Annotated in this window: 10 protein-coding genes; 1 reads left to right on the top strand and 9 read right to left on the bottom strand. The window is 34.2% G+C overall.

Going from position 1 to position 13,427, the window contains the following annotated elements; genetic code table 11:
- Positions 1 to 193 precede the first annotated feature (193 nt).
- From ACFSR1_RS06540 to ACFSR1_RS06500, 9 genes are all read right to left on the bottom strand, one after another.
- Positions 194 to 484 (bottom strand): type II toxin-antitoxin system RelE/ParE family toxin, encoded by a 291-nt coding sequence (locus tag ACFSR1_RS06540; protein WP_378290818.1) that lies wholly within the window; start codon positions 482 to 484, stop codon positions 194 to 196.
- Entirely contained in the window at positions 471 to 728 is a 258-nt protein-coding gene (locus ACFSR1_RS06535) for a type II toxin-antitoxin system ParD family antitoxin (RefSeq protein WP_149627486.1), read from the bottom strand. The genes ACFSR1_RS06540 and ACFSR1_RS06535 overlap by 14 nt, the downstream gene beginning before the upstream one ends.
- Before the next feature lie 462 nt (positions 729 to 1,190).
- The gene (locus tag ACFSR1_RS06530; protein WP_378290816.1) at positions 1,191 to 1,790 is read right to left on the bottom strand and encodes a DUF6642 family protein; all 600 of its coding nucleotides are present in this window, start codon (positions 1,788 to 1,790) and stop codon (positions 1,191 to 1,193) included.
- Positions 1,791 to 2,107: 317 nt separating this feature from the next.
- Positions 2,108 to 3,730, bottom strand: a complete 1,623-nt coding sequence (locus ACFSR1_RS06525) for a nuclear transport factor 2 family protein (RefSeq protein ID WP_378290814.1) — start codon at positions 3,728 to 3,730, stop codon at positions 2,108 to 2,110.
- A 434-nt stretch (positions 3,731 to 4,164) separates the two neighbouring features.
- Positions 4,165 to 4,836 carry a hypothetical protein gene (locus ACFSR1_RS06520; protein WP_378290812.1) on the bottom strand — a complete coding sequence of 224 codons (672 nt, stop codon included), beginning with the start codon at positions 4,834 to 4,836 and terminating at the stop codon, positions 4,165 to 4,167.
- 440 nt (positions 4,837 to 5,276) lie between these two features.
- Positions 5,277 to 6,434 carry a DUF7486 family protein gene (locus ACFSR1_RS06515; RefSeq protein ID WP_378290810.1) on the bottom strand — a complete coding sequence of 386 codons (1,158 nt, stop codon included), beginning with the start codon at positions 6,432 to 6,434 and terminating at the stop codon, positions 5,277 to 5,279.
- Positions 6,435 to 6,799: 365 nt separating this feature from the next.
- Positions 6,800 to 8,506: an alpha/beta hydrolase-fold protein gene (locus ACFSR1_RS06510; RefSeq protein ID WP_378290808.1), complete on the bottom strand. Its 1,707-nt coding sequence runs from the start codon at positions 8,504 to 8,506 to the stop codon at positions 6,800 to 6,802.
- A gap of 94 nt (positions 8,507 to 8,600) precedes the next feature.
- Positions 8,601 to 9,461: a hypothetical protein gene (locus ACFSR1_RS06505; RefSeq protein WP_378290806.1), complete on the bottom strand. Its 861-nt coding sequence runs from the start codon at positions 9,459 to 9,461 to the stop codon at positions 8,601 to 8,603.
- 59 nt (positions 9,462 to 9,520) lie between these two features.
- On the bottom strand, positions 9,521 to 11,350 hold the full coding sequence (locus ACFSR1_RS06500) for a serine hydrolase (protein WP_378290804.1): 1,830 nt from the start codon (positions 11,348 to 11,350) through the stop codon (positions 9,521 to 9,523).
- Positions 11,351 to 11,737: 387 nt separating this feature from the next.
- Here ACFSR1_RS06500 and ACFSR1_RS06495 point away from each other — a divergent pair, with 387 nt between their 5' ends.
- Positions 11,738 to 13,423, top strand: a complete 1,686-nt coding sequence (locus ACFSR1_RS06495) for a histidine kinase (protein WP_378290802.1) — start codon at positions 11,738 to 11,740, stop codon at positions 13,421 to 13,423.
- Positions 13,424 to 13,427: the final 4 nt, after the last annotated feature.

Below are 13,427 nucleotides of genomic sequence, written 5' to 3'. Positions count from 1 at the left end.
TTCCATTACATTTTCAAGAAACATTTGAGAAAAAAAAATGAAAAATTTAGAGTATTAAAAGCTTTTATCCAAAGCAAAGTGATCCTCCTACATTACATTTCGGCGGACAGGCGCCACGCAAATACATTATAATACAAAAATAGTAGTCATAATAAGACATTATATAAAATTGTATTCGGATGTGCGTTATCGACTATAAATTCTTTTCATAATCCATGCTTTGATTTAATACACGAACAATTAAAATATCAATATCTGTAGCCAAATAAAAAATAGTGTGAGATTTATAAGAAAATCGCTTTAATGATAGTATAAATTCTGATGCATCACGTCCAAGATTAGTATTATCGGCTAATACATGAAAAAGCGTATTCATTCCTAATAAGTATCCCTTGGCTTGTTTTAATCCAAATGTTTCAATACCATATTCATACATTTTGGCAAGATCCATCTCTGCCTTTCTTGATACTTTATAAACGCCCATCTGCTCGCATACGTTCTTCGACTTCTTTCATAATATCTGGCACAGATTTATCACTAATACCACTATCCATGCCTTCAGTTATAGCTGCTTTAAGTGCTGAGAACTTTGCTTTTTTAGCTTGGTCACGTCTTACTAAATCACGAAGATACTCACTATCATTTGTGAACTCTCCTGCCTTAATTTGAGACTTTATCCATTTATCTTGTTTCTCTGTAAATGTGATTGTTTTTCTAATTGTAGCCATTGCCATGTGTTTAAATAATCATACTATTGGTGTAATATACGATATTCATCAAACATTCCAAAATTAAGAACTACTAATCAATAATTCTGTAAGTATTCCCATTCTACACATCTACCTGGCTGTAGACAGGCATTACTGATTATTTGCAATTTGATATTCAGGAAATCGTGAACCTCCTAAAGTCGGTTTCCCGCTACGCTCCTATCCCTTCGACACTTCGATAACACTTCGACACTTCGATAACACTTCGACAGGCTCAGTGTGACAACTCAGTGTAAACATGCTCAGTGTGACAGATCAGTGTGACAGATCAGTGTGACGGCTAAGGACAGGCGTCACGCAAGTACATTAGTACATTATGGTACAAATGTATTTATTGAAGCAAATTGACGATCTACCGCGGCGGATTGAAATAATTCTGATTATATATTGACACCGCCGGGTGTTTTACATCGTCAGTGTTTAGTAATACAATCTAAAATCAAGTAGTTTACAGGTTTTATAATGTCTTTGATGCAACTCTTCTACAACATCTAGCATATTCTCATCTTCTTTAAATAAGTTAAAGAATGCTATATCAAGATCTGAGCTAGTTATTCCATTATATTCATTTCCATACCCAGAAACACCTTTTGCACCAGTGATATCCAAAAAATATTGTGCTTCTTCTTCGTTTAAATCTAGCACTTTTGCATTTGAAAAATGTAAAATCTTTCCTTTTAATCTTCCTTCAAAAATTTCTGCAATCTCTTGTAGACTATAATAATAGTCATTCAAACAAATACTATTTGCTTCACCTGTTATAACGAGGTAGATTATTTCATAGTTTTTAAAATTATGATCATCCAAGACCAATGCATTTAAACTAGCTTCTAAACTTTCAATGGTATCACACGTTTTATAAATACTAGCTACGCCATATTGCGAAGTCAATTTTTCTAATTTTTTTTGTGCTTCGGTAATATTGTCCGTTTCTATATCATGAACCGCTTCTAAACAGTAAATGAAATAATCTGTATCTACAAATTGTTCTTGGGGTAATTGCCGTCTTTTCTCTAACAATTTTTCAGGATTTATGCAACGTATATAAATAGCAAAAATAATATAACTCTTTTATTCTTTTAAACCATTTCATATAAAACACCTAAAAACAAGAAGCTATTTTAAAATTTTAAATCCACACATAGTATTTGAATTAATAAAAAATACTAAACTAGAATATAATTATCAACTGCATAGGCATTGTTTTAGCGAAGTTCGAGTATCTTGTATCATAGTACACAAGATAATATTTAAATATACACCGGATAATTTCTTTTGTCACGTACAATCCCGAAGCTTCTGGATGGAAACTGAATAAGAATTATTAGCCTCTTTATCTATTTCTTCATTGCGTCTATTAATTCTATAATTTTTAAAGATACAGGCTTTGAAGATTGAAAATTTTGTCCTGTAACTAAACGTCCATCTACCTCTACAATAAATTTCCCTCGTTCGGAGAATTTAAAATCACCTCCTCTTTCTTCAATTGTTTTTTTGATTAAAAAAGGAAATGTTTTAAAATACGGCGCATCTTTATTTTCATAATCATCAGGATAACCACTTACTCTTTTACCATCAACTACATATTTTCCATCTTTTGTCTTTAAATTAACAATGCCCGCTGTACCGTGACAAACGGAAGATAAAATTCCGTTATATTTTTCGTAAATATCCATGGCTATGGTTTGAATTTCTTTATTTTCCGGAACCCCAAACATAGCAGCTCCCCCACCAATATACTGAACAGCCTTATATTTTGAAGCATCAATTTCTGAAGGTGACTTTGTGTTCTTCAAAGCATTCATAAACTGCGTATCATATAGATATTTTTTACTCATCTCGTCTGATGTATTAATATAGGCTAATGGCACCGCACCTCCTTTTGGACTCACAAAATCGATCCTATAATTTGCTTTTTTGAAAACATCATATGCATTTATAATTTCAGAAAAGCTGTTTCCCGTAGGTATATCTGTATTTGCATAATAATGAGCGTTAGAAACCACAAATAATACAGCATTCTTCTCTATGTTATCGACCCTTGTTGCTGTTTTACTAATAATTTTCCAATCATTTTTAAACTTTTTAAGCAAGAACAAATCAATATATACCCACGCTCTATTAGGGCCGGCAATTTCAACTTTTGCTGTTGCTATATCTTTTGTAACCTTGACATCTAAAATTTTAGCATCTCTCCCATTGAACTCTCCCTTTTCAGCTTTTTTAAAAAAATCAGCGTATTCACTTGGGGAATATCTTTTGAAATCTCCATCTCTGTTTGTTAGATATAATGTAGCATTGTCTGCAAAGGCACTTAGTAGCATTTCTTTCTTATTATAAGAACTGCCTTCCATATACTTTTGAAGTGCTTTTACTACTGAAGGATGATGTGATGATTCTCTGTATGTAGAAGCGTCGCTTATTGGATAAAAATCCTCTGTTATCCTAGAAGTCATTTTTTTGTTTTCTCTTTTAATTAAAAAAGAACCTCCCCAAACTACTTGAGGATACTCTATAATTTGCGCTATCATTTCGCCTAAACATGGAATGGTACTTTTAAATTTTTCTATAGCCTCATCTTTTGGAGCCCAACGGAATTCTACATTTTTATTTGTTGGTAAATCATTAGTAGTAGATTTAGCGACATACATCTGTCGTACACTTGCAGCATTATTAAAGTCAAATTTATACGTAAAAACACCTTTAAGGTTTGGTTTTGTAATGGATACTCCATATTTATTTGAGATACTATCGATAACTTCATTTATGGTGTGTCTTTTCTCATAAAATGCACCTATTGTAATCCAACCAATTGTTGCTTTTTTTAGTAAAATATCTCCGTTATCATTAAGAATAACTAAATTAATAACTGATGTATTCACATCTTCATCAATTTTAGCTTGCGCATTTATACATTGAATTGTAAGAAGCATAGCTACTACCAGGACGTACTTTTTCATATTGACTGTGTTTTAATCCGGATTATGCAATAGAAAATCTATTCAATCTTTGAGCTACTGCAAATATTGCCGCTTCGCTGTGTTTTTTAATTTAACCAGAGCGATGCTATGCATAAATTAAGAAAACACCAGTATTTATTGTATCTCAAAGCTTCATTACGAAGTTCTATTACATAATCCGGATTTATTATTAATATGCTGTAAATGTCTAAGGTTTAGACTCAGCTTCCTACTTACATCACGATGTTGGCATACAAAAAAGAAACTTTTAAGGACTTTTTAAGGTAAAGGAGATTGGCTATATTCAATTGCCGTTCTTTGGGTTAACTTCTTAAAAGTTGTATTAATGGATGATATGCTGTTAAAACCCTATCACAGGCGATTGTCGAAATCTTATGATTAGCATATTTAATTGCTATTTATAATAAGTAGTACTATTTATCAAAAACATAATCTATTTGAGGTATATTACATTTTGTTTGCTTGATTATTTCTCCATTTTTATACTCAATAATTTTTATCACCTTTCTTTCATATATGGATTCTGCATAATTCAGAAGAACCTCTTTAATCTTTTCTCCACCCTTATAACTTATTGCTCTTATTATAAAACCGTTTTTAAATTCTTTTTGGTATTTTTCACCTTCTTCAAAATAAGTATGAATACCATGTTTTTTTTCATCTTTATACTCATTCCTATATATCAAGAAATCATTAGCATCATATAATTCTTCAAAAATTTTATCTCCTTTTTTATCATAAAGTGTACATTCCTTACCTTCATCAATATAAATCGTAATTTTTTTTCTTTTCAAAAGTTCAGGATAAAATTCTACTTCTTTTTTAAGTTCCCTTTCATCATCAACATTCAGACTATACGTTTCCCATTTAATTTTTTTTCCATTATCATAAAATTCAATGTCTAAATTTGTTGTATTTCGGTATGCGTTATTGTTACTCCACTGAACTTGTCCCGTAAATAATTGATTATTCAATGTCTTATAAGTTAATTTATCTTTTGTATAAACATCATCCATCGTTAATATTTCTTGAGCGATAGTAATATTGAAAAAGCATAATGCTATGAAGCTTAATAAATATCTCATTTATAAAATTTTGATTTAGTTTATTCTCTTTTAGTTTTAGTTTTAATTTATAGTAGCAGTAATTTTCGCAAATATAAATAACAAAACTTTACAAAAAATGAATAATTTGCTTACCGGAATAAGAATTCGGTGAAGCCAATTTTCGATTACGTTAGAAAACTTTTAAAATATACCGTAGAGGAAATAAATGCCATCACACTACCTCACTCCTGCTTCAAAAGGTCTATAAGACCTTTTTTATTGGGATCTCAAAGCAAAGTGACCATTTGATAACACTTCGACACTTCGACAAACTCAGGGTAAACTACTCAGGGTGACAACTCACAGTTATATAAGGCACATACAGGTGTTCATCTAAATGAAATGAAGGTGGATGATGATACAAAATAGTAATCATATACTATTTTGGTTATTACCTTAAACGGATGATACAGAGCAGATTATTGATTTATAGCTTTTAAATGAGCATATACCGGTTGTCCTTGTACTTTCATCTCTACTTCTCTGTCAAAAATCTTAATACCTTTTACTTGATTCAATTTACCGTCTGGAGCGAAAGCTTTCACACCATAGAATTCGCCATTTTGATTTATAGCTTTAACATTAATGATATTACCGGAACGACTCACGCCTTTTATATCTAATTTGATAGCATCCTCAGTTAAGGCTTTGATTTCGTAAATAGTACCGTCTTTCCCAATAGCAGTAACAGGTGCATGTGCATCCGAACTTTGCATGATTTTAACTGGTAGTTCGAACCCCTCTACAAATGCTTTAATATTCATAAAACTATGTTGTTCAGAATCTTGTGTTGCTTTTACGTCAAATGTATTGCCATCAGCATCAAAAGCCTTCACATCTAGATTTTTACCATCGGTAGTTACTGCCTTAATATTCCAGATAATTCTTTTGAAATCAGTGGTATACTTTCTTTTCTTATTAATTTCTGATTTTTTAAACATTTTAAACTCGGCTTCGTTAGCGGCTGGGTGCATTGCTTTCACATGAGCATGAACGGCTACACCTTTTAATGTCATTTCTCTTTCTCCTCTGTTAACCTTTATACCTTTAATATCATTTTGTTTCCCATCTGGAGAAATGGCTTGCAATCCAATATATTTCCCCTCTTTGGTAATGCCTTTCATAATGACAATATTTCCAAATCTTCTAATGCCTTTTATATCCAGTTTTTCACCTTCTTTTGTTATTGCTTTAATTTCATACGTATTTCCTTCATCACTGATAGCCGCAACGGGTGCAAATTGCTCATCATTCAGTAACAATTTAACCGGTAATTCTTCACTATCTCCAATAGCTTTAACATCTAAGAAGCTATTTTGATCAGAGTTTTCAATGGCCTTAATGTCGAAGGATTTCCCTTCTTCATCAAAGGCTTTAACATCTAAGCTTTTTCCATCTGGAAGAATGGCTTTCACATTCCAATAGATATTGTTAACTTTTACGATTTCCTCTGTTTCAGGTATACTTGTTTTATCTTCTGAAGGACTATTATTACAGGCCGTTACTAAGCATAAAAATCCAAGAATAAATAAATGATAACTAATAGACCTAATGACTAAATGATTTGTGTTTTTCATAACAAGAAGATAACGTTTGAATTATCTAAAAGTAGAAAAACATGATACCATTTTTCCTGATATTAGTCATAAAAAAGGATGTAGATTGATTCTACAAAGCTGTCTGCCGAAAGCACTGCTCATACCCTTCTATTGCTTTAAGAGATTGTGAACCTACTAAAATCGATTTCCCTACCACTCTCCTATCCCTACGACAACACTTCGACACTTCGATAAACTCAGTGTAAACATGCTCAGTGTAACAGCGCAGTGTGACAAATCATGGTAATGCATAACGCAGTACCTTATAGTACAAATGTATTTATAAGCAAATTGCAGTTCGCCGCGGCGGATTGACTTCATTACGTATATATATTTATGAGTTATTATTCTGGCCTTAGTGTTTCAATAATCTTAGCATCTACCCAAAATACATCTACATTTTCGTATTTGTCTGAACCCATATTCCTATTAAATAAAAGATATTTACCATCCGGTGTCACACTGGCACCAGCTTCCCAGGCTGCTGTATTAATCTTGTCTCCCATATTTATAGCCTCACCCCATGAACCGTCTTTTTGTTTAAAACTGATATAAAGATCAGAATGACCATATCCACTATCTCTCCTACCATCCCAAATGAGATAGGACTCATCAGGTGCGATAAAAGGATGCGCATTCATGCTACCGGTATTAATTGCAGTACCAAATGCCTTAGGCTGCTCACGTTTCCCATCAATTAATCGAGAATAACGAATAACGCCATCTCCGTCCGGCATACCTATCTCATCAAAAACATAGGTTCCTTTTGATGACGCTGTTAGACGCATAATCTGTATCTTCTGGAAAACCGAGTCTAATTTTTTTATCTCTGACCAATCTCCGTCCTCAGTACGTTCCATATATCTTTTGCCCAAATGCATGATCTTACCATCTGGTGAGATAAAGGGCTGCCCTACTCTTTTAGATATCACACGCTCCTGCCATGACTTATTTTTGTATTCAAAAACGACAAATTCCATTTTTTTATCCTCCTCCTCTCCAACTTCTCTGATAAAATAAAATTCTTTTAAATCTGGTGTGAATACACCACCATATTGCCAATTTTTTGTTGTAACCAAACCTGGAGCGAAAGGTTCTGGTACTAGCCCTGGCGGCTTTTGTCCCAGATATGGGATTTCTACAGTTAGCGAATCACTATTTATAAATGTTTTTGTTTTGTCTTGCAGGCTTGAGAGCCAATCGACACTTTGTATAGCAATCATTGGGAAAGCGGTTTGATGATCACCTTTAATTGCTTTATTTTGTATGGATACATTTAAATTTGTTCTATTATTAAGTAAATTAATAAATTCGTTAGTAGGTTCGGCCTTCTCTTTTTCTAAAGTACCATAGGCAATAAATACGTTAGCATTTAATGTTTTGTTCTTATTTGACCTGAAAGCTCCTAATTTAGCATCAATCTCAGAAAGATAGGGAACTAAGCCTTTGCTCAATGGACTACCAAGAATGTAATTATTAAAAGTATCAGGTTGAGTCAGTAATATATAAGCACCAAATGCACCGCTTAGTGAGTAACCGAAATAGGTACGACTATCTGGATCAGTGCGATAGCTGTTATCCACATATTGGATAACATCGTTGCGGATAAATCTCAAGTGATTTTCAGCTTGACCAAATTTCAGTTTGGGATGATTAGGGTTCGCTTTTTTCCAGAATGAATAATCGGTAAATCGGCTGGCGTGAGCCCCATATTGTTGCTTTAAATTTTCTGCAATGTCCTTCTGCCAAGAAATTCCAACTAGAATAACGTCTTCAAGCATGTACTCTGTTGAGGCAGATAGTATTTCGAGATGCCACATAGCATCTGTATAATAAAGGACAGGATACGTTTTATTATTGTTCTCAGAATAATTTTCTGGCAACTCTATATACAATTCATAGTTTTTTTCTGTCTTCGTGTCTTTTATTGGGACCAACTGAATTTGTGGCACTACTAAGGAAGAGCTTTCTACATGTTGAGTATTTTCTTGAGCAAGGACAGCGTTTAGGGATATAACCAATGTCAATATTAATAATTTAGTAATTTTCATGTTTTTACTTTTTGTGTTTGTAGTTTATAATTCCAACCCGCCAATTGTCTCATTCACTAAAAAGGTCTAGTAGACCTTTACTATACGTTCCGTCCTATTTGGGTCTAAGATTCTCAATAATCTGTGCATCTACCCAAAAAGGGCTTCCTATTACATGATTACTTCCATCTTCCCTAACCTTTACATCACCCTTCCAAAAAAACAAATATTTTCCATCGGGTGTCACTCGCGCATGCTGTTCATAGAGTGGTGTGTTTATATTATCTCCCATGTTAATTGCAGCGCTCCATGAACCATCTTTCTGTCGAAAACTAATATAAATATCGGGAGTATTTTCACCTTCTTTCTCAGCATCCCATATTAAATAGGATTCATCTGGAGCAATGAAGGGGTGGGCAATATACTTACCAGTGTTAATCGTCTTACTCATTTTTTGAGGGGTTTCATATTTGCCATTTATAAGATGTGAATAACTCATATGGCCACTACCATCAGTAAAATCTAAAACATAGAAATATAAAGTTCCTTTAGATGAGACCGAAAAACCTACGATGGGAATGTCTTTGAACGGTTCAAGGCTTTTTATCTCAGATAAACTGGGCGTAAATTGCTTCTTATATTTATCTGCATCAGCAGACACGAAAGATTTCTTGTTCCATTGATTATTTTTGTTTTGCATAACAATCAATGTGGGTTCTTTATATTTTCCGCCAGATCTCGTAAAATAGAATTCCTTCATATCTGATGAAAACGTTACAACAGTTTCAAGATGTTCTTCTGTCGCAACAATACCAGGAGCAAACAATTCGGGCGTCAACCCTGGTGGTTTTTGGCTAAAAAAGGGATGCTCTAAGCGAGGAAAATCAGAATCGTTTACGTTCTGATTTCTGGTATTGCAGGCTTTTAGAAATAGTGCGAATACAAGTATTGCAAATACAACATAGTAATTTTTCATAATTTAAATTTTGTAATGTTTGGAACGATTTATTACTTACTATTCTCTAAAAGTTCGTTTCATTCAGTTTTTTGTAATTCCTTGAGTTTAGCTTTAGCATCGTTATTATGAGGATTTAATTCAAGTGATTTAGAGTAATTTAAAATGGCCAAATCAATTTCTCCTATTTTCATACAGGCTGTTGCATAACTTTCGTATACTTTAAAACTATCTGGATAGAGCATCATATTCAATTTGAAAGTGTTTTGTGATAATTTCATTCTGTCCTCGTGGTAAAAATCATAACCTAGATCATTTAGGTAGTCTTCAGTAGCTTTAGGATTAGTAGGGTCATGTTCGATTAAAGTTCTATAGGCGCTTAGTGCATTTTCAAAATCATCTTCAAGAAGGAATTCCACAGGATCTTTTTTATCAGTATCCGTCTTGATAAATGTAGCTGCTATGGTCTGATCGCTTCTATTAAGATGAAGTAAATTGATCGTTTTATTTTCAGAGTTTTGTTTGAATTGGATCAATCGGCTAGAATTTCTTCTAACAAAAATGCTATCTGAGACTTTGACTAGTTCTGTAGCTTCTACGTCAAGTATATCTTTATAGAATAGTAGATTGTCCTTTTGAAAAACTTCTACAATTGCGTTATCGGACAGGTATCTACCGGTAACTTGGTCCATTAAAGACTGTTGGATTTCTATTTTTTTATAGACCGGAACAAAATTATCCCAATTATACGCCTGGGATACAGAGCGAATCACTTCAGCATTAAACTCGGGAAACGTGGAATTGGTCATCACAACCACACCATAACCTTTGTCTCTATGAGCCATGATCTCAGCATAGAAACCTGTATTCCATCCGTGATGCCTTAAGTAGATTTCATCGTTTTTATTAATAAGCTGAAACCCTAAACCCAGTGTAAATGACCAGTCAGAATTACTCACCCCATACGGTGTGCCCATTAATTCTGTCAGATCTTTTGATAATCCATTAGTACGCTTACCATCTAGGGTTTGCTGTACGTTGGATATAAATTTTGCATAATCCTCAGCCGTTGTCCATAATCCATTGGAAGCCATTGATGGATTGATAAAACTTCTACCCTTTACCATAGAACCATCTGTTAAATAACCAGTTGCCGCCATCGTTAATTGCTCTGGAGTTAGTGATTGGTTAAACGTACTGTTATTCATTTCTAAGGGTTGTAATACGAGTTCATGCATGATCTCTGGGAATGTTTTCCCCTCAACATCCAGCATCATTTGTTGAATGGGCACATAACTAGCATATGCAAAACGAACACTTTCACCAGGCTCTTTATTTACGGTAAGCGGCTCGTTTGTAGCTGGAAGGGTTCCGTTTAGTATTTCTACAAGTGTTGGAATCTTTTTATTTATACTATATGATCCCGTTCCACGAGGATGTATTCCGGCAGAATGATTTAAAAGATTTCTTATGGTAACTTTCTTTTCTTTGGTAAATTCATTTTCGGGTACTTTCCAAGATTTTAAGTAACTATTAATATTTTCATCTAAGCTTAGTTTATTTGGTTCTATAAGACGTAATGCACCATAGGCCGTTACCGGCATACTAGTTGCCGCTGCCTGGAAAAGGGTTTGCTCGGTCACAGGAGCTTTACTTTCTTTATCCACGACACCGTAACCCTTTGCCCATGCAATTTTACCGTTATGTATGACGGCAATGCTAACACCCTGAATACCATAGTGTTTCATACGTTCTTCTATAGACCAGGTCGAATCACCTTCTATGTATACCCTAGTTGTGAGGCCCGTTTCTACCTTTTTAACTAAATCAATGTTCGTATCAGTATTGGATTGTGATGCACATGATTGAAATAGAATTATAACGAAGAGGAATGAGATACTATTTTTCATATTTATAAATTTCATAATTGAATTATCAGCTTTATCAGTTGTTTATTTAGTTGTTTTTAACCTGTATAACAGATAAGGTTTACAATTAAAAATGGCGTCATTTCGATTGATCCGACTAAGTCGGATCGTATCGAGAAATTTTCATAGACAAAAATTTACTGGTCTTCGATACAATCCCGATTACAATCGGGATCACTCAGACAGACGTAAATTTTCAGATAAGTAATTTTCATAGTAGCATATCTCTTTATACGTTTTATGTTATACAAAGGATGTTTTTTTATTTCATGTATGGAATTTATTTTATGCCAACTGCTCTATATACTAACGAACTACTCTAAGCAGACCTATTATAATGAGTATCTTGCGTTCGTAAACCGCATCCACATGAACCTAAGATTTTTGTCTTGTTTGCTATTTCTATTGCTACTAGGGACTTCTTGTACTAAAAGTGATCGAAATCCTGTGTTCAAAAGATATAAAACGGTATACCAAATAGGAGATCAACCAGCGTGGGCTACCAAAAACTGGAATGATACAAATTGGAAAAAAAGGATGAAATTGGTTCCTGATGGACAGATTTTCTGGTCCAGGACTCCCATCAAGATTCTCAAGGCTCCAGAATCCCTACAGCCTTATGGCCTTCGGTTAGAAGTTTACGGAGCGTATGAAGTATTTTGGGATGGGGTGTTGATTGGTAGAAACGGAAACCCAGGCCAGGAAATAGATGTACCGCCTGAAGGTGAATTGTGGGCTACTTTTACGATTCCTACCCATTTGACTAACAAAGGAGAACACCTACTCGCTTTGCGCCTAAGTAATTATTATTATCCGGATCACATAGGTATTCATGAGTTGAAGATTGATGAATACAACGATCTGGTCACTGATCGACTTATCAAAAACTCCTATATGCACGTGTTTGCCGGAGCGTTCCTCATTGCAGCTATCTATTTTCTGTTTCTATTCTTAGGCAACAAAAAAGAGTTCCCTATGCTTATTTTTAGTATCAGTTGTTTTCTCTTTTTTGGCTTAACCATGACCCATTTTGTAAGAACAACTATACCTATCCATTACAGCCTGCACGTAATACGCTTAGAAGTGATCACCGGTATTATGTTTGGAATTTCTTTTTTAATTCCGCTCTATTTCTCTATGCAGTTTCCCTACCCAAAACAGAAACTCTTCTTAGGAATTTATGGGGTAGTTTTACTATCCCTGTATATTTTTAAGCACCATTCCTTTGATTTTACGGCCTATAATATGATGGTTAGCTTATGGGTGTTTTCTTTAGGCATAGCGATCTATGGCGCATATAAAAAAGGGAAAGGTGCCCTGCTAGTAGTACTTACGTTACTCGTTTGCATCATTATCCGTTATACGGTTTCCTTTGGCATCAGTCTTTTTGTAGGGTTTAGTCTTATCCTATTAAGCATGTTGTACGTACTTTCGCTACGGATCAAAGAACAACGATTGGCCTATGAAACTTCATTAGTACAATCCACTCGCCTACGGCTCGAATTACTAAAAAAGAACATTCAACCGCATTTTCTTATGAATACACTGACATCATTAATAGATTGGGTAGAAGAAAGTCCTAAAAAAGGGGTGTTGTTTATAGAAGCCTTGGCCAAAGAATTTGATTTGCTAAATCAGATCGAAAATAAAACATTGATCCCTATAACGCAGGAGATTGCACTCTGCCGTTCGCATTTGGAGATTATGGAATACCGAAAAGAAATTAACTATTTCTGGGAAGAAAAAGGTATCGATCCAGAACAAAACATACCACCTGGAATTTTACATACTTTATTAGAAAACGGAATTACCCACAGTTTGTCACAGGAAGATAATCGTATTAGGTTTAGACTTATTTTTGAAACGAATAGCGATTATAACCGTTACACATTTTTGACATTTGCTACCGCTTTAAGACAAGAAGGAAATATAAAAGAAGGTACAGGACTGAAGTATATCAAAGCGCGACTAACCGAGAGTTATCGTGATCAATGGGAACTCACCTCAGAACCCGTGGATCATGGCTGGAAAAATACGATAACTATATATTTGTAAGGAG

This window comes from Aquimarina rubra (assembly GCF_042684305.1).
Lineage (GTDB): Bacteria > Bacteroidota > Bacteroidia > Flavobacteriales > Flavobacteriaceae > Aquimarina > Aquimarina rubra.
Note: the sequence above shows the minus strand (reverse complement) of the source record. Positions and strands in the feature narration are given on the sequence as shown.

What these genes read in the sequence shown, in the direction of transcription:
- ACFSR1_RS06540 (WP_378290818.1), bottom strand. Translation starts at nt 484, where the DNA reads ATGGGCGTTTATAAAGTATCAAGAAAGGCAGAGATGGATCTTGCCAAA.
- ACFSR1_RS06535 (WP_149627486.1), bottom strand. Translation starts at nt 728, where the DNA reads ATGGCTACAATTAGAAAAACAATCACATTTACAGAGAAACAAGATAAA.
- ACFSR1_RS06525 (WP_378290814.1), bottom strand. Translation starts at nt 3,730, where the DNA reads ATGAAAAAGTACGTCCTGGTAGTAGCTATGCTTCTTACAATTCAATGT.
- ACFSR1_RS06520 (WP_378290812.1), bottom strand. Translation starts at nt 4,836, where the DNA reads ATGAGATATTTATTAAGCTTCATAGCATTATGCTTTTTCAATATTACT.
- ACFSR1_RS06515 (WP_378290810.1), bottom strand. Translation starts at nt 6,434, where the DNA reads ATGAAAAACACAAATCATTTAGTCATTAGGTCTATTAGTTATCATTTA.
- ACFSR1_RS06510 (WP_378290808.1), bottom strand. Translation starts at nt 8,506, where the DNA reads ATGAAAATTACTAAATTATTAATATTGACATTGGTTATATCCCTAAAC.
- ACFSR1_RS06505 (WP_378290806.1), bottom strand. Translation starts at nt 9,461, where the DNA reads ATGAAAAATTACTATGTTGTATTTGCAATACTTGTATTCGCACTATTT.
- ACFSR1_RS06500 (WP_378290804.1), bottom strand. Translation starts at nt 11,350, where the DNA reads ATGAAAAATAGTATCTCATTCCTCTTCGTTATAATTCTATTTCAATCA.
- ACFSR1_RS06495 (WP_378290802.1), top strand. Translation starts at nt 11,738, where the DNA reads ATGAACCTAAGATTTTTGTCTTGTTTGCTATTTCTATTGCTACTAGGG.